The sequence below is a fragment of the Ancylobacter tetraedralis genome (assembly GCF_014195655.1).
In the GTDB taxonomy this organism is placed as follows: Bacteria; Pseudomonadota; Alphaproteobacteria; order Rhizobiales; family Xanthobacteraceae; genus Ancylobacter; species Ancylobacter tetraedralis.
In genome coordinates this window covers 406,322-425,407 of the sequence record NZ_JACICD010000004.1, presented here as the reverse complement: position 1 = coordinate 425,407, position 19,086 = coordinate 406,322, and the positions used below count along the sequence as shown (strand labels likewise).

21 protein-coding genes are annotated in these 19,086 nt (G+C 64.5%); 15 read left to right on the top strand and 6 right to left on the bottom strand.

Translation table 11 applies throughout. The features are described from left to right. Window position 1: 1 nt before the first annotated feature. Genes FHS55_RS13015 through FHS55_RS13005 form a run of 3 tightly spaced genes read left to right on the top strand, consistent with a single transcriptional unit; the run spans window position 2 to window position 5,183 of the window. Complete coding sequence (locus FHS55_RS13015; protein ID WP_183190167.1) at window positions 2–1,309, top strand: tail fiber domain-containing protein; 1,308 nt, start codon at window positions 2–4, stop codon at window positions 1,307–1,309. Further along, window positions 1,309–3,258: a hypothetical protein gene (locus tag FHS55_RS13010; RefSeq protein ID WP_183190166.1), complete on the top strand. Its 1,950-nt coding sequence runs from the start codon at window positions 1,309–1,311 to the stop codon at window positions 3,256–3,258. Before FHS55_RS13015 ends, FHS55_RS13010 begins: the two co-directional genes overlap by 1 nt. Further along, window positions 3,258–5,183 (top strand): hypothetical protein, encoded by a 1,926-nt coding sequence (locus tag FHS55_RS13005; protein ID WP_183190165.1) that lies wholly within the window; start codon window positions 3,258–3,260, stop codon window positions 5,181–5,183. The genes FHS55_RS13010 and FHS55_RS13005 overlap by 1 nt, the downstream gene beginning before the upstream one ends. Here FHS55_RS13005 and FHS55_RS13000 read toward each other — a convergent pair. Genes FHS55_RS13000 through FHS55_RS12990 form a run of 3 tightly spaced genes read right to left on the bottom strand, consistent with a single transcriptional unit; the run spans window position 5,166 to window position 5,973 of the window. After that, the gene (locus FHS55_RS13000) at window positions 5,166–5,381 is read right to left on the bottom strand and encodes a hypothetical protein (RefSeq protein ID WP_183190164.1); all 216 of its coding nucleotides are present in this window, start codon (window positions 5,379–5,381) and stop codon (window positions 5,166–5,168) included. The genes FHS55_RS13005 and FHS55_RS13000 overlap by 18 nt on opposite strands. Continuing rightward, window positions 5,378–5,752 carry a hypothetical protein gene (locus tag FHS55_RS12995; protein ID WP_183190163.1) on the bottom strand — a complete coding sequence of 125 codons (375 nt, stop codon included), beginning with the start codon at window positions 5,750–5,752 and terminating at the stop codon, window positions 5,378–5,380. The genes FHS55_RS13000 and FHS55_RS12995 overlap by 4 nt, the downstream gene beginning before the upstream one ends. Continuing rightward, entirely contained in the window at window positions 5,749–5,973 is a 225-nt protein-coding gene (locus FHS55_RS12990; protein ID WP_183190162.1) for a hypothetical protein, read from the bottom strand. The genes FHS55_RS12995 and FHS55_RS12990 overlap by 4 nt, the downstream gene beginning before the upstream one ends. A 112-nt stretch (window positions 5,974–6,085) precedes the next feature. On the opposite strand from FHS55_RS12990, the gene FHS55_RS12985 reads away from it, so the two are divergent. The 11 genes from FHS55_RS12985 to FHS55_RS12935 all read left to right on the top strand — a co-directional run bounded on the left by FHS55_RS12985 (window position 6,086) and on the right by FHS55_RS12935 (window position 11,999). Beyond that, a complete protein-coding gene (locus FHS55_RS12985) occupies window positions 6,086–6,838 on the top strand; it encodes a hypothetical protein (RefSeq protein ID WP_183190161.1) in 753 nt (250 codons plus the stop codon). Continuing rightward, a complete protein-coding gene (locus FHS55_RS12980) occupies window positions 6,838–7,209 on the top strand; it encodes a hypothetical protein (RefSeq protein WP_183190160.1) in 372 nt (123 codons plus the stop codon). The genes FHS55_RS12985 and FHS55_RS12980 overlap by 1 nt, the downstream gene beginning before the upstream one ends. A gap of 17 nt (window positions 7,210–7,226) precedes the next feature. Further along, on the top strand, window positions 7,227–7,472 hold the full coding sequence (locus FHS55_RS12975) for a hypothetical protein (protein ID WP_183190159.1): 246 nt from the start codon (window positions 7,227–7,229) through the stop codon (window positions 7,470–7,472). Next, the gene (locus tag FHS55_RS12970; protein WP_183190158.1) at window positions 7,469–8,743 is read left to right on the top strand and encodes a hypothetical protein; all 1,275 of its coding nucleotides are present in this window, start codon (window positions 7,469–7,471) and stop codon (window positions 8,741–8,743) included. Before FHS55_RS12975 ends, FHS55_RS12970 begins: the two co-directional genes overlap by 4 nt. Window positions 8,744–9,063: 320 nt before the next feature. Continuing rightward, the gene (locus FHS55_RS12965) at window positions 9,064–9,543 is read left to right on the top strand and encodes a hypothetical protein (protein ID WP_183190157.1); all 480 of its coding nucleotides are present in this window, start codon (window positions 9,064–9,066) and stop codon (window positions 9,541–9,543) included. A 119-nt stretch (window positions 9,544–9,662) separates the two neighbouring features. Further along, window positions 9,663–10,136: a M15 family metallopeptidase gene (locus FHS55_RS12960; protein WP_183190156.1), complete on the top strand. Its 474-nt coding sequence runs from the start codon at window positions 9,663–9,665 to the stop codon at window positions 10,134–10,136. A gap of 116 nt (window positions 10,137–10,252) precedes the next feature. Continuing rightward, window positions 10,253–10,477, top strand: a complete 225-nt coding sequence (locus tag FHS55_RS23475; protein WP_246340101.1) for a hypothetical protein — start codon at window positions 10,253–10,255, stop codon at window positions 10,475–10,477. Next, window positions 10,474–10,950: a hypothetical protein gene (locus tag FHS55_RS12950; RefSeq protein ID WP_183190154.1), complete on the top strand. Its 477-nt coding sequence runs from the start codon at window positions 10,474–10,476 to the stop codon at window positions 10,948–10,950. The genes FHS55_RS23475 and FHS55_RS12950 overlap by 4 nt, the downstream gene beginning before the upstream one ends. Window positions 10,951–10,984: 34 nt before the next feature. Continuing rightward, window positions 10,985–11,176: a hypothetical protein gene (locus FHS55_RS12945; RefSeq protein WP_183190153.1), complete on the top strand. Its 192-nt coding sequence runs from the start codon at window positions 10,985–10,987 to the stop codon at window positions 11,174–11,176. Further along, complete coding sequence (locus FHS55_RS12940; RefSeq protein WP_183190152.1) at window positions 11,166–11,564, top strand: hypothetical protein; 399 nt, start codon at window positions 11,166–11,168, stop codon at window positions 11,562–11,564. Before FHS55_RS12945 ends, FHS55_RS12940 begins: the two co-directional genes overlap by 11 nt. Window positions 11,565–11,774: 210 nt before the next feature. After that, entirely contained in the window at window positions 11,775–11,999 is a 225-nt protein-coding gene (locus tag FHS55_RS12935) for a hypothetical protein (RefSeq protein WP_183190151.1), read from the top strand. Window positions 12,000–12,090: 91 nt separating this feature from the next. Here FHS55_RS12935 and FHS55_RS12930 read toward each other — a convergent pair whose 3' ends face one another. Next, window positions 12,091–15,942, bottom strand: coding sequence for an SIR2 family protein (locus FHS55_RS12930; protein ID WP_183190150.1), 3,852 nt, complete (start codon window positions 15,940–15,942; stop codon window positions 12,091–12,093). A gap of 201 nt (window positions 15,943–16,143) precedes the next feature. On the opposite strand from FHS55_RS12930, the gene FHS55_RS12925 reads away from it, so the two are divergent. Continuing rightward, window positions 16,144–16,515, top strand: coding sequence for a hypothetical protein (locus FHS55_RS12925; protein ID WP_183190149.1), 372 nt, complete (start codon window positions 16,144–16,146; stop codon window positions 16,513–16,515). 23 nt (window positions 16,516–16,538) lie between these two features. Here FHS55_RS12925 and FHS55_RS12920 read toward each other — a convergent pair whose 3' ends face one another. Together FHS55_RS12920 and FHS55_RS12915 are read right to left on the bottom strand one after the other, a co-directional pair. Continuing rightward, window positions 16,539–17,783: a tyrosine-type recombinase/integrase gene (locus FHS55_RS12920; RefSeq protein ID WP_183190148.1), complete on the bottom strand. Its 1,245-nt coding sequence runs from the start codon at window positions 17,781–17,783 to the stop codon at window positions 16,539–16,541. Beyond that, window positions 17,780–18,955 (bottom strand): tyrosine-type recombinase/integrase, encoded by a 1,176-nt coding sequence (locus tag FHS55_RS12915; protein WP_183190147.1) that lies wholly within the window; start codon window positions 18,953–18,955, stop codon window positions 17,780–17,782. The genes FHS55_RS12920 and FHS55_RS12915 overlap by 4 nt, the downstream gene beginning before the upstream one ends. Between the last annotated feature and the right edge of the window lie 131 nt (window positions 18,956–19,086).

Genomic DNA, 19,086 nt, shown 5'->3' with positions numbered 1-19,086 from the left:
CATGGTCAGCGCTCCTTCCTATCCGGACCCCGCGCAAACCGCCGCGACGCAGGGGCAGATGAATCGCGAGACCGCGATCACCCAGCAGCAGCTGAACATGGTCAACCAGCAGACCCCCTATGGCTCGCTGACCTATAGCCAGACCGGGCAGAACTTCACGCCCTCGGATAGCGGCCAAACCTATTACTACAACCCGAGCACGGGCGAATATCGCACCGACGCACCGGTCGTGGCTGGAACTGCCAGTTCGACTGGCGTTGCCACACCGTCTCTCTCCACCCAGCGGCGTACCCGCGACGGCGAGATGATCAGCCTCGGCCCCACCCAGGCCGTGGGAGGCGCCGCCACGGCCTCGTCGCAGCTGCAAGATGGGTGGCAGCAAGTTCAGGGCTTGCTCACGCCGAGCTACACGGCGACGCAGACGCTGTCGCCGGAGCAGCAGGCCATTCTCGGCCAGACGCAAGGCGCCCAGCTCAACCTCGCCACGCTGGCGAATGAGCGGTCGAACTTCCTGCGCGATTATCTCGGGCAGAGCATGGACACCAGCGGCGCGCCGGAGCTGGTGTCGAGCTTCAATCGCGACTGGTCCGGCGATCGTCAGAGGGTCGAGCAAGCCCTTCTGGATCGCATGCAGCCCCAGCAGGAGCAGGACCAGACGGCGCTGCGGAGCACGCTTATCGCCCAAGGCATCCGGCCGGGCACCGAGGCGTGGGACGCGGAGTGGAATCGCAACCAGCAGGGCGTGAACGACGCGCGCATGAGCGCCATTCTCGCCGGCGGCCAGGAGCAGTCACGGCTTGCCGGGCTCGACCAGGCCGCCGGCACGTTCCAGAATCAGGCGCGGAGCCAGTATCTGAACGAGGCCTATGCCGAGCGTAGCCAGCCGATCAACGAGATCGCGGCGCTCTTGGGCGGGTCGCAGGTGACGAACCCCAACTTCGTCAGCACGCCGCAGACCAGCGTCGGAGGCGTCGACTATACTGGGCTGGTGGGCGACAAATACGCGGCCGAGCAGCAGGCCTATGGCGCCACCATGGGCGGATTGTTCGGCCTCGCTGCCGCGCCGTTCAGCATGTTCTCCATTCCCAAGATCACATCGGATCGCAGGCTGAAACGCGATATCGAGCGGATCGGCGCCATCGGCCGGCTGCCCTGGTATCGCTTCAGCTATGTCTGGGACGACCCGATGGCGGCGCCGCGCTTCGGCTTCATGGCGGACGAGGTCGCGCGCATCGCTCCGCACGCCGTCGCCACCGACGCGGCCGGCTATGAATCCGTCGACTATGTCCTCGCCATGGAGGCCGCGTGATGGCTGCCCCGAACACGCGCGCCGCCTTTGTCTGGGGCCCGAACGGCGAGGCTCTCACCTATGACGAGCTGGAGCGGCAGCGCGCGCTCGAAGCGCGCCGGGCAGCAGGCGGTATCGACACCTCGCCAGTCGGGTCGTGGACGCAGGGCCTTGCCCGTGTCGCCGACGCGCTGGCAGGATCCGTGCGCCGTGGCCAGCTCGACAGCGCTGCCGCCGATAACAGGGCCTGGGAAGGCCGTCTTTTTGGTGACGTGCTCGGAGGCGGCGCGCAGCCTCAAGCGGAAGCTGCCCCCGCCGCCCAGCCGCAGGGCGCCGCGCCGGCTGGCGACATGGGCGCATACCAGCGCGCGATCTCCTCGATCGAGAGCGGGGGCGACTATGGCGCGGTAGGGCCGACGCATGACAGGCTCGGGCGGGCTCTCGGCAAATACCAGGTCATGGAGGCCAATGTCGGCCCGTGGTCGCAGGAAGCGCTCGGGCGCGCCGTCACGCCGGATGAATTCCTGGCGAATCCTGAACTGCAGGACCAGGTTTTCAACCACCGATTCGGCCAGTACGTGGCGCAGTTCGGCCCCGAGAAGGCGGCGCAGGCGTGGTTCGCCGGTCCGGGCGGCATCGGCACGAACCGGCAGGACAGCCTCGGTACGAGCGTGTCGCAGTATGCCAACAAGTTCAGCGCAGCGCTCGGCAGCGCGCCGGCCCCCGGCCAGCCGCAGGCTGCGGCTCCCACCGCGCCCCCGCCTCCTGTCCGGGTGGCGAGCGCCGACAATTCCGATCCGAACCCGGTGCTGATGGCGCTGGCACAACGTGGCGGCGCGGTTCAGGCATCGCCTGGCGTCCAGGGCATCACGGCGGCGCTGCAGGGCGGCGCAGGCGGCGGCGCTCAGTCTGCCGGCCCGATGGGTGCCGGCGCGCCAACCCCGGCGCCTGCGGCGTCCCCAGCGGCTCCCCAGCAGGTCGCCCAGGCTCCGCTCACGCCGGGCCGTCAGACCGTCACCGGCGCGCTGATGGGTGTGGACCCGCGCCTGCTGCAGGGCATGGCGTCCGGCCGGCTCAGTCCGCAGGGGCAGGCGATTGCGCAGATGCTGGTGCAGCAGCAGATGCAGCAGTACCAGCAGGCCAACGATCCCATGCGGCGCATGCAGGCGGAGAAGACGCAGATCGAGTTGAACAATCTGCGCAATCCGCCGGAGCCCGACGCGGTGCGCGGACTGCGCGCGCGCGCCGACGCCGCGGGCCTGACGCCTGGGACGCCGGAATACAACCAGCTCATGATTTCGGGCGGGCGCGGCCCGCTGGTGCAGGTCAATACCGGCGAAAACAACTCGAAATTCGTCGAGAAGAGCGACGAGGCGGCAGCCAAACGCCTCAATGAGATTGTCGAGGGCGGCAACAGCGCCGGGCAGATGCTCAGCGATGTACAGCAGCTTGCTGAACTCGGCACACAGATAGGCACCGGCAAGGGCGCGCAGGTCATGGCGGTCATCGGCCCCTATGCTCAGGCGCTCGGCGTTGACGTGAAGGGGCTGGATGAGAGCCAAGCCTACAATGCCATCATCGCCCGCGTCGCGCCGCAGATGCGGCCGGCCGGGTCCGGAGCGTCCTCGGACTTCGACGCGCGCCAGTTCCTTTCCAGCCTGCCCAGCATCGGCAACACGCCGGAAGGCAACCGGATCATCACCGACACTTTCCAGGCGATGCAGCAGAACAAGATCGCCGCGGCCGACATCGCGTCCAAGGCCTATCTGCCCAAGGATCAGGGCGGCCTGACATGGCAGGAGGCCGAGAAGCAGATCCGCGCGCTACCCAATCCCTACCAGGCCTTCAAGGCGTTCCGGGAAGGAAAGTCCGGCACGCTGGCACCGTCGCCGGCGGCGCAGCCCGCTCCCGCGGCCGATGGCTGGACGACGCTGCCGAACGGCGTCCGTATCCGTGAAAAGGCGCAGTGATGCCCACTTTCGAGATGCAAGGGCCTGACGGCAAGACCTATGAGGTCGAGGCGCCCGACATGCGCGCCGCCGCGTCCGCCTTCGGCGCTATGTCCGGCCCCAGCGTCGGCGACCTGTCCGTGCGCAATGTCGCCACGGCGGCGGCGCGCGGCGTCCCGGTGCTTGGCGGTCTCGTCGACAACGCCATTGCCGGCGGTCAGGCGCTGTTCGGCAATGGCTCCTATGGGGAGAACCTGAAGGCCGAGCAGGACCGCAATGCGGCCTTCGATCGCGACCACCCGTGGGTGTCCGGTGCCGCGCAACTGGCCGGCGGTGTCGCCGGCACGATCCCGATGGTGATGGCGGCGCCAGCGGCCTTCGGTGCCGGTGCGGGTTCTTTGGCGGCACGGGCTGGCATTTCGCTGCTGTCAGGCGCGGGCATCGGAGGCGCCGACAGCGCCGTGCGCTCGGGCGGTGATCTGGCGGAGACCGCTAAGGGTGCCGGGATAGGAGGCTTCGCCGGTGGCGTAGCGCCGCTTGCCGGCCGCTACGCCGGTGAGGCTGCCAACGCCGCCATGGACTATCTCGGGCGCCCCACGAACGCGATCACCGGCATCTCGCAGAAGGCCGCCGACTATGCGGCGGACACGCTCGGCACGCCGATCAAGCAGCAGGCCGTGGGCGCGAAGCTTCAGGCCCTCGGCCCGGACGGCATGCTGGCCGACGCGTCCCCTGAATGGATGGCTGTGGCGCGCGGCGCCGCCGCCCGCCCAGGCCAGCGCGATCTGATCGTCAATGCGCTACTGAACCGCGATGCCGGCAAGAACGCCCGTCTCGGAGCGAACCTTGACGCATCGCTCGGGCGCCCCGTGGTGCCGAGCCAGATCGGCGCCCAGATCGAAGAGGGTCAGAAGGCGCTCGGGCCGGCCTATGGCGAGGCATTCCGCGACGCGGTTGCGGTCGATACGCAGCATATCGCCGATCGTCTCGATGGCGTCGCCTCGATCCTGCGCGGCCCCGCGCAGAAGGCCGTCAATCAGGTGCGCGGCATGCTGAACGTGCCCGGCACCGATGCGCTTGACCCACATCCAGGCGCCCTGTTCCAGACACGTCAGGCCATTGACGGTCTGATTGCATCCGAAGCGAACCCGAAGGTGATCCAGCAACTGGAAATCGCGCGGCAGGAAGTGGACGGAGCGCTGGCCCAGGCCGTTCCGGGCATCAAGGACATCGACGCTCAGTTCGCCGAACTCGCCCGGCAGCGCGAGGCGCTCCAGCGTGGCTCCCAGGTGCTCGACAGTGGCAAGACGGCAGTTCGGCCACAGGAACTGGCGACAGAGTTTCCGGCCGGCGCGCTGCCCCAGGGCACGCAGGTTGGGCCTTCGGCAGTGCCGTTCCGCATGCAGCAGGGAACGCGGGCGGAGATCGATCGGCTGGTTGGACAAGCGGCCAACGATCCGGCCAAGCTGCAGCAGGTGGTGAGGCAGGAGGGCGACTGGAACCGAGAAAAGCTTCGGACGGTCTTCGGCCAGCAGCCGGCGGATGACGCTCTTTCGGCCATCGACCGCGAGACGGCATTCTACCGGACCAAGAACCGGGTGGAGAATGGTTCCGATACCGGCATGACCAATGGGTTCCGGCAGTTCCTCGATGCCGCAGCGACGCCGAATACGATCCCGGTCGAATCGACGGCGACCGGCCTTCTGCTGCGCGGTGCGCAGAAAGCCTTCGGCGCCGCCACGCAGGCGGCGGCCGACAAGCGCGCCGAACGGTTCGCGGGAGAGCTGGGTCGGCTGGCGGTGGCTCAGGGCGGCGAGCGCGACGCGCTGGTGCAGGCTCTGCTCGATATGGTCTCGCGCCAGCAGGGGCGGCTACCGGCTACAAAGGGCACGGAGATGGTGGTCAACGCGCTCTTGCGGTCGGGTGGCCTACAGGTCGCGCAGTAGCTCCTCGCGCTGCTTGGCAAGCTGGTCCTTCATCTCGACGTGCATGCCGAGGACAGCGATCACACCGGCGAGCAAGCCCCCGACCAAGAAGCCCCAGCCGAAATCGTCGCTGACGCCGTAAACCATGAACTTGATGAACGCGAACAGCCCGGCGAGCAGGGCCGTCACGACGATCATTCGGATGATGGCGCGCGTCATCGCCAAAGGTTCCACGTGATAAGAGCCAGAAACGTCACGATAATGGCACCAAAAATGGTGATGCGCTGCGCAATTAGTTCAATACGCTGGTTTAAAATAATGCTGATGGACACGGCATGCGCCGCATCTTGTCGAGCGTGCGCTATAAGTCTGTCTCGTTGATCATCTGTCAGAGAGTATACCGGCCTAGGATCAGAGAAGTTTTCAAGGTCTGCATCAAGTTGATGTCGACCATTGATCATTGCTATTTTTTCTCCACTGACCTTTCCGCTAATCGCCTTCTCAAAAGCCATAGCTGCGGCAAGGTCGGCCGATGAACTCCATCGACCGCGGTCGTCCAAGGCGTTCGGGTCGTGCTCGATCTGTTTCATCTAATATTGCACCCGTCACCATCGCACGCACGGGTATAGGTCGACTGTCTATCCGGCGACTGGTAGGTGCAGGACAACAGGTATCCATCTTTCTTGACGTGGTCGATCAGGCGCCAATCCTGCCCGTCTTTCTCGTCGCACCAAGCCAGATAATGAGGTGGCGCGCTATCACACCCCGCCACACCCAAGGCCATCAAGGCCATGACGACAACCTGTTTCATGTCCCCTCCCGTTTCTCGCAAAGGTAGCAGGGGGAGGGACAGTGTCGAGCCCCCCCCCAACATCACGTCCAGAGGTCGCCAGCCACGGCGGCCTTTTTCTTTGAGGTGATCCATGACTTACGACGCGAACGGCATCTACAGCCTGCCGGTGGGCTACAGAGTCACGGTCGGCGACGATGTGCTGCCGTCCCAACACAACCCGCCGTTCGAGGACGTTGAGGCCGCGCTGTCGCTGCTGCTGCTGCGCGACGGTCGCGCGGCCATGACCGGCGCCCTGGAGATGGGAGCCAACAAGATCACCCACGTGGCCGACGGCACCAATCCTCAGGACGCGGTGACGTTCGGCCAGCTTTCCGATCCGGCCATCATGCGCAAGCTTGGCGAGGCTTCGGTCACCAGCGTGGGCGCCGCTGTCATCGATCTCACCGAGTACATCGCGGATGGATACCGGCGTTTCTGGTTGCGAGTGACGGACTGGCTCGCGGCGACCGATGGCGCTGATGCGTGGCTGGAAGTGTCGACCAGCAGCGGCGCATCCTGGCTGGATGACGGCTATCAAGGCACCGTAATTGCCGCGTCCGGCGAAGATATTATCGCCTCCGGATCGGGTGTCGACATCGCCGGAACGGTGATCGTCGCTCGTGGTGTCAACAACGTGTCCGGTCTCCGCGGCGAACTGCGGTTCGAACCCAGCGGGCCCGGCTTCTCAATGGAAGGCATCCTTCGCGGCGGCTTCCAGGGCGCCGGCGAAGGCATGACCGTGATCGGGGCAGCGAACCAGGCGACGGGGGTCAATGCCATTCGCATGCGCTTCAGCACTGGCAACGTCGCGTCGTTCGTCGGCGAACTATACGGAGCATCCTGATGACCATCACCGATTGCGTCGTGATGCCTCGCAAGAGGGTGATCGCGCTGACGCCAGAGCAGGCCGCAGCGCGGCAAGCCCAATGGGCGGAAGCCGCTGTGCCGAAGTTGCGATCCTATGAGCGAGCCATTCAGGACCTGCTCGACCGGACGGCCCGGCACCGCGGCTATGAGAGCATCCAGACCGCCGTCACCTATCGCGATGACCCGAACCCGACCTTCGCGGCAGAGGGCACGGCCCTGTTCGGCTGGCGCTCGGCGGTCTGGACGGCTGCCTATGCCGAACTGGCGCGCGTGACGGCGGGCGAAACCCCGGCTCCGGCGCTCGACGTCTTCATCGCGTCCCTGCCGGCGTTCAGCTGGCCTTCCTGACAAACTGCGAGGACCCCATGGGAACCCCTGTAACGCCCGTCGGTGCCGACGGACGATCGCCCGCGCTTGTCGCTTCCGGCATCGTCGACAGCACCGGTGCTGTCATCAACCCCGACAGCTACGCCACGACGGCGATCACCCGCGACGCCAACGGCAACCTGCTGACCCAGACGATTTCGGACGGCACGAACTCCTGGGTGCAGACGATCACGCGCGATGGCGACGGCTACGTCGCGACGGTCTCGAAATGGGTGCGGCAATGACGAGCGAGACCGATATCGAACTCGCGAACGGCGTCACCCGCCCGATGCTGCGGTCACGCGCCGCGTCCATTGTCGAGTACGGACAGAGCCATGCCAGCTGGAAGTCGGACCCCACGGCCGGCTATGACGTGGACCTCACGAACGACCGGGCGGCTGCTTACGGTATCAAGTTCAAGTCCGTCGCGGAGTTCTTGAGCGCGACCGGCGGCAAGGTGCTCTCGGGAACCGGCGCGAGCCGTGTCCTGGAGCTTCCGTGGACCGACAATTCGGCCTATGTCGTTGCCGAGTTCACGAACCCCCCCGAGGCATGGGCGGCTGGCTCCAAGGTCGCACTGTCGATCGGCTCCAGTTCGACACACTACGTGCAGGCTAGCCGCAACACGTCCGGGATGTGGACGGTCGCGGGCTACACGGCCGGCACGCTCTTCTTCCTGCCCGTGGGCTTCGGCCCAATCGGCGGGCCGATCGTCCGCGTGGCCTTTTCCTTCGGGAGCACCTTGCGCGGCGCATATAATGGGGCCGACACGCAGGTCTCGACCAATTACCCCGGCACCGCGCCGACCGTCACCAAGATCACCATTGGCGGAGACCGCGACGGCGCCAATTACGGGTCGGCTTTCCGGCGCTTCACCGTTTACCCGACGCCGACCACGGACAACGCCGTCGTCAAGGCGGCCTCGCTGCCGGCCTATGACATCCGCGTCGACGGTGACAGCGGCGCTGGTGGTGGTGGCGTGCCCGAGGTGGGCCTTGCCCGATCGCTGGCGCTGCTCGGCTGGACGCCCTACACGACGGCCATTGGCGGCTCGCCGCTCTCCAGCGGCACCAACAACATCAAGGATCGCATGCTGGCAGCCCCCGCATGGGCCAAGGCGCTGCTGGCTGTCTGGTGGGACTACGACAACAACAACTACGCGGCCAACGCCACCGACCTCGCCAGTCATCAGGCCATCGTCGATTCGCTCGGGCACACGCGCTATCTCATCATCCCGAGCGCCAAGCGCGAGGGGCAGATCGCCGGCCAGCAGACGGCTGTCACCACGCTGACCGCCTCTCTGCTCGCGACCTTCCCGGCGCATGTGCTGCCGTGCATGCCGTACCTGCTCAGCCTCGGGAACGGCAGCACGGACAACACCGCCGTCGGCAATGGCAACGTGCCGCCCTCCGCGATGATCGGCGACGGCGTCCACTTGACCGACGCGGCGATGACCGGATTCGCCGCGCTGGTCGACAGCGCGATGCGCGGCATGGCCTGGGGCATGGCGGCGTGATGCCGCCTAGCCCGCGCGGATGCGGCTCCCCGCCCGTGTGACCTGACACCAGATAATCCAGGACCACGTACGCCAGAGGCTATATTGGCACCACTTAGTGCAACAGCGGCAACCCTATGCGCGGCGGAGCCAATGCAAAAAACCAAAAATTACGTAAAGTAATTTTGCAGATCTGCAATTACAAAAATAAGTAAGCATTATTAACGTAAGCGATTGCGGATAAGTATCATAAACAGTTTCGATTGAAGAGAAACCGTCCGGATGTAAGATACAACTTCAAGCATATATTGCTTGTTTTTGAAAACATACAGGGGACGGAAATGGGTTACGATCAAGTCGTATGGGACGCCACATCGCAGCACCAAATTGTAATGCCTATTCGAATGACAGATAAATTGAAGTTTTCATTAGGTAATATAGACTTTATATATGATGGAGGGAGAGGAGTACAAACATATATATCTGGATTAATTATAGAAATAGTAAAAGACGTAGAGTTTAAAACTCATGTTGACGTTTATGGGGGGCATATTTTCGCGGAAGGTTCGAATTATGCATGGATTGGGAACGGTGTCCTGCCGCTTACCTTAAGGGCCCGCGATGGCGCGCCGCTTGGCCGAATATCCATCCCATGGGCAGCCTCCGGAAAAGGGGGCAACGGCGCTATGGTTCCCCATGGACAATGGCTTATAAACGATGATCCAAAAGGTTATCTCGATGTCGGATTAGAGTTAATTTCCGACATTTACCTTGGTGAAACGCGCGTACAATTTAGATTCAACGACAGCTCTCATTCATGACTATTTTATGCGGTGTGATATGAATTTTAGTTATCAAGTATAAGTTCCATAAATGTAAATGAAGTGATTACGCCGCCGTTTTCGGCGGCTTTCTTTTGTCCACGAATCCGGAGATCCTCATGACGTGGCCCACTCAGGCCGGCGTGCGCCAGTTCTATGGCGAGCCCGGTTCCCCCGCCTGCACCACCGGCATGGTGGATCTCGCCTATCCCATGCGCATCGCCTGGGACAAGAGCCAGGTGATCCGGCGCTTCCGCTGCCACGAGAAGGTGGCGTCTGCGTTTCAGGCCGTGTTCGCGCAGACGCTTGACGCCTACGGTATCGACGCTATCCAGCGGCTCGGCCTCGACCTGTTCGGCGGCTGCTACAACTACCGGCCGATGCGCGGCAGCAATGCGTGGTCGATGCATGCCTGGGGCATCGCTGTCGATCTCGACCCCGAGCGCAATCAGCTCAAATGGGGCCGCGACCGCGCTGTCTTCGCGAAGCCGGACTATGAGCGGTTCTGGCAGATCGTCGAGGGGCAGGGCCTGCTCTCGCTTGGCCGGGCGCGGAACTACGACTGGATGCACTTCCAGGCGGCGCTGCTGTGAGGCGCCGCCCGGCTCCGGGCGAACCGAGCTGGCGCTGGCGGCGGCTCGCCATCTTCCCCGTCATCGCATTCTGCTGCTGGCAGCTCCATCTGTTGCGCGATGCTCCGGACACCCGCGTGAATGACACGATGGCCTTCGGCTACATGGTGCTGATCGCGGTGCTGATCCTCGGCTATTCCGGCTTCGCGACCGCGCAGGACGTCGCCGCGATCTGGGCGACGCGCAGCGGACTGCCCTATGCGCCGACGGCCTATCCGCCGACCGCAGTCGGCGTCCCCGGCATGTCCCCGCCCCAGCCCGCGCGTTCCGATCCTACGCCACCTCCGGGGTACGCATCATGAATCTCGGCACCATTTCGGAATGGATCCCTTTCGCGCTCCCGGCGCTCAGCGCCGGCGGGCTCGCTATCCTCGGCTGGGCGCTGCTGATCTATGCGGTGTTGCCGGGCTCCCGGGCGTCCGGCCTCGCGCAGATCGCCGGCGTCGGCTGCCTGATCGGCGCCGCCTACCTCGCCGCACAGGCTTGGGGCGAAAGTCGCTACCTCGCTGGCGTCGCCGCCGAGCGCGCGGTCTGGACGCAGCAGCAGGCGATCACGCTGGCGCGCGAGGATGCGGCCCTTTCGGCCATCCAGTCCGTGGGCGACCAGATCGCCAGCCGCGTCACCGACACTATCGCCGCCCTGCCGGCATCCCTCGCCAAGGAGATCATCGATGCCGCGCGCACCGAGGACGACAAGCCGGTGCCTGACAATTGCCGGGATGTGTATCGCGGCCTTCCTCCTGCCGTCCTGCGCGGCCTCGACGCGATACGCTGATCCCGGCCGTCCGGCGACGGTTCCGGTCGAGTTGATGCAGCCGGCGGAGGGCCCGGCACCGGGCTACGCGGAAGCCGTAGGCTCCGTCTCGAAACAGGCGGCCATTGCCGGCCATGACCGGCGCGAACTCGCCGTGTGCCGGGCGCGGCTGGACGGGCTGCAGGAGTTCGTGCGCACCGAGCGCGCGGTGCTGGAGCAGATCCGCGGGGGCGCCCGTGAGCGATAGCGACCCCATGCTCCTCAAGATCATGGAGACCCTCGGCGCCCTGCGCGCCGACGTGCAGAATCTCAAGGATGATCAGACTATCGAGCGCCAGACCGGCGCGGATTTCCGCCGGGAGGTACGTGTCGAGATCAGCGGCCTCAAGGAGGATATTACCGAGATCAACCACGCCATCCAGCCGGTGGCCGCCGCAGTCGAGCAGCACGGCGCGACGCTAAAGGATCATACCACGCTGATCACCGGATTCTCGCTGTTCCAGAACCGGCTTGGCGCCATTGTCGCGCTGGGCGGGTCGAGCATCTCGATCGTTTTCGGCGGTGCCTATTGGTTTGTTAGCACCTATTCGGCCGAGATCTGGGCCTTCATCCGCAGCATTTTCAGCAAAGCCTGAACCACGTCCCCGACGACCACGTGGGAGGGGCGACAGCCCCGCTACATCCTCTCTGGGACACCTGCCCCGCCCCTCCTTCGGGAGGCGGCGGGGCTCTTTTTTCGTTCCGGGCTTGGGGCGCGGCGATGCCCACCCGGTTGGCCGCCGCCTCGCCGCTTGTTCTTTTTTCGTTCTCATGGAATCTATCTCCTATCAACAGGAGAGCCGACCATGACGAGCGAGCAGCCGCCCGCCGAACGGGAGACTATTGCCGTTTCCGAGGCCGACATTGACGAGGCGATCGAGGCCTGCGACGGCGACCTCAGGGCGACGATCAAGGCCCTGCTCGTCGGCCAGCAGTATCTCGAGATCGCGCTGGAGATGTCCCGCCAGGAGGCCTCGTGGGGCTATGTGCGCGGCCGGCCAAGCCGCCGGCTTCGAGCGCTGGAGGGCTGATCATGGTTCAGCGAACCAAGCGACACTTCCCCCCCTTCGATGCATAGAGCATGAAGTGGGATGCCCGCGCCCTTCATCATCTCGATCTCGCTCAGCCGGCGCGTCGGCGCCGCAGTTCTGACAGGCGGGGATCGGCTCTGGTTTCGGGCGCCTCGGCGAGGACATCGATAATTTCCTCGATTTTGTACGGCCAGAGCGTCGTATCCTCGGCGAGGATCGCCCAGAGAAGGTTGAGCATGGCGGAGGGATAGATCAGCGCCGGATGATTTTCGGCCTCCGAGCGCAGCTTGGAACCGCGCAGCATTCCGCCCCGGACCGGCACCAGCCGCGGCAGGACTACATGCACAACCTGAGGGAACAGGTCGCCGCTCGCCAAGGCGAGGTTGATCAGGCGGGTCGACATTTCTGGGGTCCGCACCGACCGGTGGTTCGGCCAGACGTCTGTGAGGAATGGCATCAGGCGCGCGCGCCACCTGGCTTTAGCATCCGCCAACCAATGCTCCAGATGCCAAAGAATCTGCCCGCGTAGATCGTCGTCGCTCTCGACGAGTATCTCGCGAAGCTCGATGCTCGTGATGAACTGCTCGGGCGAATCGCTCTCGGGATCCCCGCCCCAGCCGATCAGCAGGAAGCCGCCTATGACATTGCCTTCGGCGCGGCGGCGCGTGGGCGACATGGCTCGCGCGAGAAGTCCCGGCTTCAGGTGCTGGTACAGCGCCCGGCTCGGTGCCCGCGCTGCCCAGAGGATGCCGTCCCACAACGCGTCGCCATCGTCGCCTTGTTCATCCACCACGGTCAGTAGGTTTGTCGTGGTCCAATACGGGGCGATGGCGAACAGCCAGTTGATTTGGAAACCCAGCATCACGAGCGCGTGGCGCCGCATGTCGCCTGGCAGCGCAAGCAGTTGCTCGTGACGGCGCGTCCAGTCTTCGCGGAAGCCCTCGCCCGGCTCGCGATCCTTGATCGACGGGTCCTTCATGAGCAGGCTGGCGAGCTTGCCGACGGGCGCATTCAACGCGTCATTCGCCCAGCTGCTATCGACGCGGTGCTTGCGGTTGTCGTCGCGCAAAGGCAGCGCGGCCATCAGCGGGTCCCACAGCCGATCCAGCACAGTTACGAGCTCGCTGAAAAGGCGCTCACCCAAGCCATACAGCCATTCGGCCGCCGGGTAGGCGATGGTGCTGAGCGCGGGGGGCGGCAAAGATACGAGGCGACCACCGATCGCCCGTGCGAGACGCGCGGGATCGGTCTTGCGCCTTTCGGCGTTGAGGAACGCCGACCAGAAAGAGGGCGGGATGTCGCCCCTGCGCGCGGCATCGGTGAGGGCCGCGAGCGCACGGGCAGGCTTTTCTTCAGCGAGGCCAATGAATGGTCGACGCTCGACATATTCGAAGAAGTCAGATCGACCCGCCCGCCGGGAGCGATCGAGGATCTCGCCGATCGGCACTTGGTCGAGAACGCTCGGATCGGCGTCGGTGTCGACACTGCGAACGACCGGAGCCTGCGACTCCGCGGCTTCCTCCCCAGAGCGCTCCGACCACTCTTCTGCGATCAGGCGAAGTACCGCCATTTCCGCCTCGACGTCGAACGAGAAGGACAGGCCGTGGTGGGACAGCCAATGCAGGCGATCGAGCCGATAATGCGCCTCCGCGCGTGCCCTCCCGCCGCGAATACTGTCCGACCAAGGGTAGGTAGTGGTGAGGATACGCTGCTCGAATCGAGTTCGATCCTCGGGCGAGAAGTCGGGCCAACGGTCGCGGATAGCGTAGAGAATGTCACGCTGATGCACGGAATCCCAGAATATATCATCGGGGAAGCCGAGCAGGATGTCGGCAGCCTGTCCCGGTGGGATGATCGGCTTGCTCGCGGCCCAAATGCGCAGGCGTCCGAAAATATAGTTGTCGCTTGCCGGCCACTGGGCGATCTCGCCGCGCGCGCGTTCAGGCGCCACCTCGACGAGCCGGTCCATCAGTTGCAGGAACAACGCAATCGGACCGGTGAGCCCGTAGCTATCATAGTCGATCGAAGGCGCGCCATCGTCTGGCCTCGTCGTTTCCATGTAGACATGGTCGTTTCCGGAGATCTCGGCTTCAAGTGATCGGGCGAGGTCGAGATTCTCGCGAAAGCGCGTGACCGCATAAGCGAGTTGCTCGTCAGGAATGGGCAGCAGCTCGTAGGGATGCGGATAGTCAATACGGTAGGAGATCAGCGGGTTAGGGCGGTCGCCGTCGGTCCAGGACAGCGGGTGCGGCGCGCCGAACATCCTGTCGACCGTCAGCTGGGGCCGGAACAGGGCGGCATAGTCGCGAACGCGCGCTTCCGACCAGCCTTCGCGTGCGATCCGCTGATTTAGTTCGAAATAGCCCTGGTCGGGACTCGCCCCACGATCGGACCAACTCGCGATCAGGAGGCTCCAACCGCGACGGATGTCGTCGGCCCAGAGATCCGGGTGCTGGAGAAGCCAGCCTTCGATCATCTCGACGATACGCGGATGAAGGGGGCCGCGAGCCGCCGCCCACCACAGAGCGACTGGCTGATGAGCGACGCGGTTGAACCAGACGCCTAGGTGGCCTAGGCGCGCGCTGAGCGGGCCGGTAAGGTTCGCTCGGTCACCGCAGAAGTCGCCGAAGCTCGCTTCCTGCCTATCCTCCTGATCGAATCGGGTTGGCGCGAAGGCGCTCCATGAGCCTTCGGGCACCTTGCGGTCTCTAGTGGCATCGTCCTCGTCGACCGGCATTGGCGGGATGTCGAAGTCGAGCGACAGGCTTTCATAGGGATCGATCCGCTCGCTGGATTCGCCGTAGGGATCGATCGGGCCTGGTTTGTCGAAGCGCTGGCGCGGGTCGAGCGCGAGCAGCCATGATGCCGGCAGCGGTGCGCCGGCGATGCTGACACGTCGGGCACCCTCTCGGGTGGAGAGCACATGGGCGATCTGGCCGCGCACATGCGGGTCCAACGCTGTGGGTCCTGCGGAAGCAGTCTCGAGGAGCTTGGCATACCAGCCATCGACATCGCGCGCGCGCTCGGCCCAGATGGCAAGACTATCCCACAGGGGATCATAGCCCCGACTGTTGTCGAACGGGATCGCTCGCACACCGCGATGCTCCCAAAGTGCGGCGTCGTCGGCGTCGCTGCCCGGCTGGAAGGCGAACAACCGGCTGCGATTTCCGGCGTGGAGATTGAGCGCTTCGAGCAGATACTGGACGGGTGGATCGTCGGCGCCGTAGCCGATAAAGACGATCTGGAAACGGGCAAGCAGCGACTGCATGAAGCGGGTCGCCCAGCCATCGGACAGGTAGGCGCGACCGAAGTCGGCGCTGGACACGATGAACTCGTCGTCGCCCGGTCCGGAATAATCGGAATCCACACGCCCATGAAGATGCACAATCCCGCCGAAGCCGGTGCTGCGGGGATCGGGCAGGACCGGCGGTCCAAAGCAGGCCAGATCAGGGGCTGCCGCTTCGAACAGCAGATCGAAATTGGTGGTGACCAGGCGAACCGTGCCGTCGCGACCGCGACACAGGTCGATCAAGGTCCGGTGGGCGCTGAGGTCGGGAGCGCCGACGGGCTTGATGGCGCGCGCGACGGCGTTCCGGACATCACGCTGCTCGAACTCACGTTCGAGGAGGCTAAAGATACGATCGGTGGCAATGAGCCCGCCGACGCCATTGATCGGGTCGATCTCCTTGATCCGATGGAACAGCTTGCGGGCGAGGCTTTTCCGGCCGGCTCCAAGGAGATCGATGACGTCGCCACCCAGCTTGAGAAAGTCGGGCAAGCCCGCGCGGTGGCGGGAAACGCCTGCTCCGCAGAAGAAGATGACATCACCCGCGTCGCGCGCGATCAAAAGATCATCTGGGATCGACGGTCCGTTGGCGAGGAAGCGCATAGACGACTGTCTAACCCGGATAGCTTTGGCTTGCATCGCCTTATCGATCGCCATCGCCGCCCCATGGCTTAACCTTCTTTCGAAAGCCTCACCCCCGGCCCACGCTCGACCATCTCGCCGTCGCCCAGCATTGATGCGGGCGGGAGGAATGCATTGCAGTTGATGCCTGCGGCATGCAGATTCTGCAGCGTGATCTGATTACGAAATCGACCGCTTCTGGTGCTGATCGACGCTCCTATCTGGCGAGGGACTTCGATGCTTGAACAGGATGAGACGTGCGCGCCCAGCGCCACGGCGAATGCGCGAACCCTCCTCGGGAAAATCCGGAAGATGCTGCGTGAAGAGCAGGTGATCGAGCGCGAGGAACTGCGCGCCAGGTTGCGCGCGAGCCGCAAGATCGCCGGGGACGGCTTCGGCGGGCGTCGCGTCTATGACCTGATTCACTACCTCCGCCGGCGCGGTGAGGTTGTCACCACTCCCACCCACGTCACGGCGGTATGGCTCCTGCCGGCACCCAAGAGGAAGCGAAACCCGGAACGCCTGGCCAATGGTCCGCGTATTGACCGTTGGAAGATGGCGGAGAAGCGGGCGCGGGCCGTAGAGCGCCGCGCCCGCAGAGCGCAATGAGCGAACATGCGCGCGGGGGACGTTCAGCGCTTCGGGCCCGCGATGATGGCCGACAGCGTCGCCTGCCCGTCCAGCAGGAGATCCGCCCATTCCTGCAGAAGCTCCCGACGCCGGTCGAGATAGAGCGCGCGATTATAGGCCGCGGCGACCTTGTTTTCAGGTACATGCGCCAGGATGGCTTCGATCACCTGCCGGTCGGCGGGATGACGCTCGTTCATGATCGTCGAGAACGTCGCGCGCCAGCCGTGCGGTACGTGCCGGCGGTGATAGCCGGCACGATTGAGCAAGTAGCCAATTGCGTTCTCGGACATTTGCTCATGATGCAGGTGCACGTGCGGGAAGAGATACGGCGACCGGCCGCTGAGGCCACGTAAGACGGCGAGTAGCTCCATCGCCTGCTCTGACAGCGGAACGAGATGATCGCGCGCCACATCGCCCTTGTGCTGGACGCGAAGCTTCATGCGCGAAGCCGGAATGCGCCAAATCGGCGCCGTTGGGTCTATTCGCTCGAATTCGGACCAAAGCGCGCCGGTGATTACGCCAGGGCGCACGACGGTGAGCGCAAGGAAGCGATGCGCGAGCTTGGTGATGGGATGCGCCCTTTGGGCTTCGGCCTGCTCTAGGAGCTCCCGCGCCTCTTCGATCGTCACTATGGCCGGCTGCCGGCGGCGAACCTTCGGCGCCATGGCCTTGATGACCACCAATGCCGGGTTGTTCTCCACCAGATCCATGCCTGCAGCGAAGTCGAAGACGGCCGCGATCCTCTGGCGGACACGCCGGGCGGTCTCAACGGCCGGCCGCTTCTCAATCCGCCGAAGGAGCGCCAGCACGTCGCGGGCTTTGATGTCTTCAATCGACGCCAGGCCGACATAGGGGAAGACGCCGCGCTCGAGGCTCTCGATCACATCGGCGGCATGGCGCTCGGACCAGGCTCGCTTGTTCACCTTGTGCCACTCTCTGGCCAACACCTCGAACGAACGATCGACAGGATCCTGCTGCCGCTGCTGCCAGAGAAATTTCGGGTCCTTCTTGGCCTTCAGTGCCTTCTTGGCGGCGTCGCGCTCGCGGCGTGCCGCGGCAAGGCTCACTTTGGGATAGTGACCGAGGGAGAGGGCGCGCTCCTTTCCCAGGAAGCGATACTTGATTCGCCAGATCTTCGTCCCGCTCGGCGAAATGAAGAGGTAGAGGCCGCCGGCGTCCGCAAGCTTGTAGGGCTTTGCGGCAGGTTCGGCGGCTCGGATGATCGCGTCCGTGAGCTTCTCGTTCATTGAGATGCGACGAAGTTGGCCCAGGCGGCCAGCATTTCCCGCCGGCCGCTGAGGTACTGTGCGCTGTTGTAGGCGCCGCGCACTTCGTTCCGCTCGTCGTGCGCGAGTTGCCTTTCGATCCAGTCAGCGGGATATCCGGCTTCGTTTAGCCAGGTTGACGCCATTCCGCGGAATCCGTGGACGGTGGCGCGGCCGTGGTAGCCCATGCGATACATCGCAAAAAGCATCGTGTTGTTGGACATGAAGCCCTCCTTGCCGGGAGAGGGGAAAACGTGCGGGCTCCGGCCCGCGAGCTGTCTGAGGGCCCCGATGACTTCTACCGCCCGAGGCGCCAACGGTACGAGGTGTTCGAAGCGCATCTTCATCCTGGGTGCGGGAATGCGCCACAGCGGCTCAGGTCCCTTTAGGTCCTCGAATTCCGACCACTCCGCGGCGCGCAATTCTGTGGTTCGGACGAATGTCAGAAGCATCAGCTCCAGCGCATGCCGGGTCATCTGATCCCCGTCGTAGGCGATGAGCTTCTTTCGGAACTCAGGGAGCTCTTTCAGAGGCAACGCGCGGTGATGCTTCTGGCGCCCGGGTGACTGGAGTGCGCCACGCAGGTCTTGCGTCGGGTCCCGTTTGGCGCGGCCCGTGGCGATGGCATAGCGGAAGATCTGTCCGACGACCTGCATTTCGCGCTTGGCCAGCTCAACGGCGCCGCGCTTCTCGACCTTCCGAATCACGTCGAGAATTTCCGGCGGCTCGATACCCGCGATTGGGCGTCGGCCGAGGGGAGGGAATATATCGGCTTCGAGCCGGCTCATGAGACGGTCGGAATAGGATGGCACCCATCCCGCCAACTTCGCGGCAAACCATTCGCGCGCGATCGGCTCGAACGTGTTTTTCCCCCGTTCGACCGCATCGTGCTTTGCCTTGCGGCGAGCTTCTGCTGGATCTTGATCGGCGAGGAGCTGCCGCTTCAACTCATCTCTGCCCTTTCGGGCTTCGGCCAGACTGACCAGGGGGTACGTGCCAAAGCTAGCCGTTCGACGCTTGCCGTGCAGGCGGTAGTCGCATCGCCACGACTTGGTTCCCGTGGTTGCAACGAAGAGATACAGGCCTCCGCTGTCGGCGAGCTTAAGCGGCTTCTCGGCGATCTTCGCTGATCTGCAGGCAGCATCTGTGAGCATGACGGTATTTTGAGCCTGTCGGTATCGAATGATGCCGCTACAGATACCGCCAAATTTCCGTCCTTAAAAGGTTGGGGATGTCCTCAAACATCGCGGTCTATCGAGCTAAAACCGTTGATACATCTATCTTT

Coding starts and splice junctions, on each gene's coding strand:
- FHS55_RS12925 (WP_183190149.1), top strand. CDS start 16,144: ATGCTTGAACAGGATGAGACGTGCGCGCCCAGCGCCACGGCGAATGCG.
- FHS55_RS13010 (WP_183190166.1), top strand. CDS start 1,309: ATGGCTGCCCCGAACACGCGCGCCGCCTTTGTCTGGGGCCCGAACGGC.
- FHS55_RS12990 (WP_183190162.1), bottom strand. CDS start 5,973: ATGAAACAGGTTGTCGTCATGGCCTTGATGGCCTTGGGTGTGGCGGGG.
- FHS55_RS12945 (WP_183190153.1), top strand. CDS start 10,985: ATGCAGCCGGCGGAGGGCCCGGCACCGGGCTACGCGGAAGCCGTAGGC.
- FHS55_RS13005 (WP_183190165.1), top strand. CDS start 3,258: ATGCCCACTTTCGAGATGCAAGGGCCTGACGGCAAGACCTATGAGGTC.
- FHS55_RS12985 (WP_183190161.1), top strand. CDS start 6,086: ATGACTTACGACGCGAACGGCATCTACAGCCTGCCGGTGGGCTACAGA.
- FHS55_RS12960 (WP_183190156.1), top strand. CDS start 9,663: ATGACGTGGCCCACTCAGGCCGGCGTGCGCCAGTTCTATGGCGAGCCC.
- FHS55_RS12920 (WP_183190148.1), bottom strand. CDS start 17,783: ATGAACGAGAAGCTCACGGACGCGATCATCCGAGCCGCCGAACCTGCC.
- FHS55_RS13015 (WP_183190167.1), top strand. CDS start 2: ATGGTCAGCGCTCCTTCCTATCCGGACCCCGCGCAAACCGCCGCGACG.
- FHS55_RS12995 (WP_183190163.1), bottom strand. CDS start 5,752: ATGAAACAGATCGAGCACGACCCGAACGCCTTGGACGACCGCGGTCGA.
- FHS55_RS12965 (WP_183190157.1), top strand. CDS start 9,064: ATGGGTTACGATCAAGTCGTATGGGACGCCACATCGCAGCACCAAATT.
- FHS55_RS13000 (WP_183190164.1), bottom strand. CDS start 5,381: ATGACGCGCGCCATCATCCGAATGATCGTCGTGACGGCCCTGCTCGCC.
- FHS55_RS12930 (WP_183190150.1), bottom strand. CDS start 15,942: ATGGCGATCGATAAGGCGATGCAAGCCAAAGCTATCCGGGTTAGACAG.
- FHS55_RS12935 (WP_183190151.1), top strand. CDS start 11,775: ATGACGAGCGAGCAGCCGCCCGCCGAACGGGAGACTATTGCCGTTTCC.
- FHS55_RS12970 (WP_183190158.1), top strand. CDS start 7,469: ATGACGAGCGAGACCGATATCGAACTCGCGAACGGCGTCACCCGCCCG.
- FHS55_RS12975 (WP_183190159.1), top strand. CDS start 7,227: ATGGGAACCCCTGTAACGCCCGTCGGTGCCGACGGACGATCGCCCGCG.
- FHS55_RS12980 (WP_183190160.1), top strand. CDS start 6,838: ATGACCATCACCGATTGCGTCGTGATGCCTCGCAAGAGGGTGATCGCG.
- FHS55_RS12915 (WP_183190147.1), bottom strand. CDS start 18,955: ATGCTCACAGATGCTGCCTGCAGATCAGCGAAGATCGCCGAGAAGCCG.
- FHS55_RS12950 (WP_183190154.1), top strand. CDS start 10,474: ATGAATCTCGGCACCATTTCGGAATGGATCCCTTTCGCGCTCCCGGCG.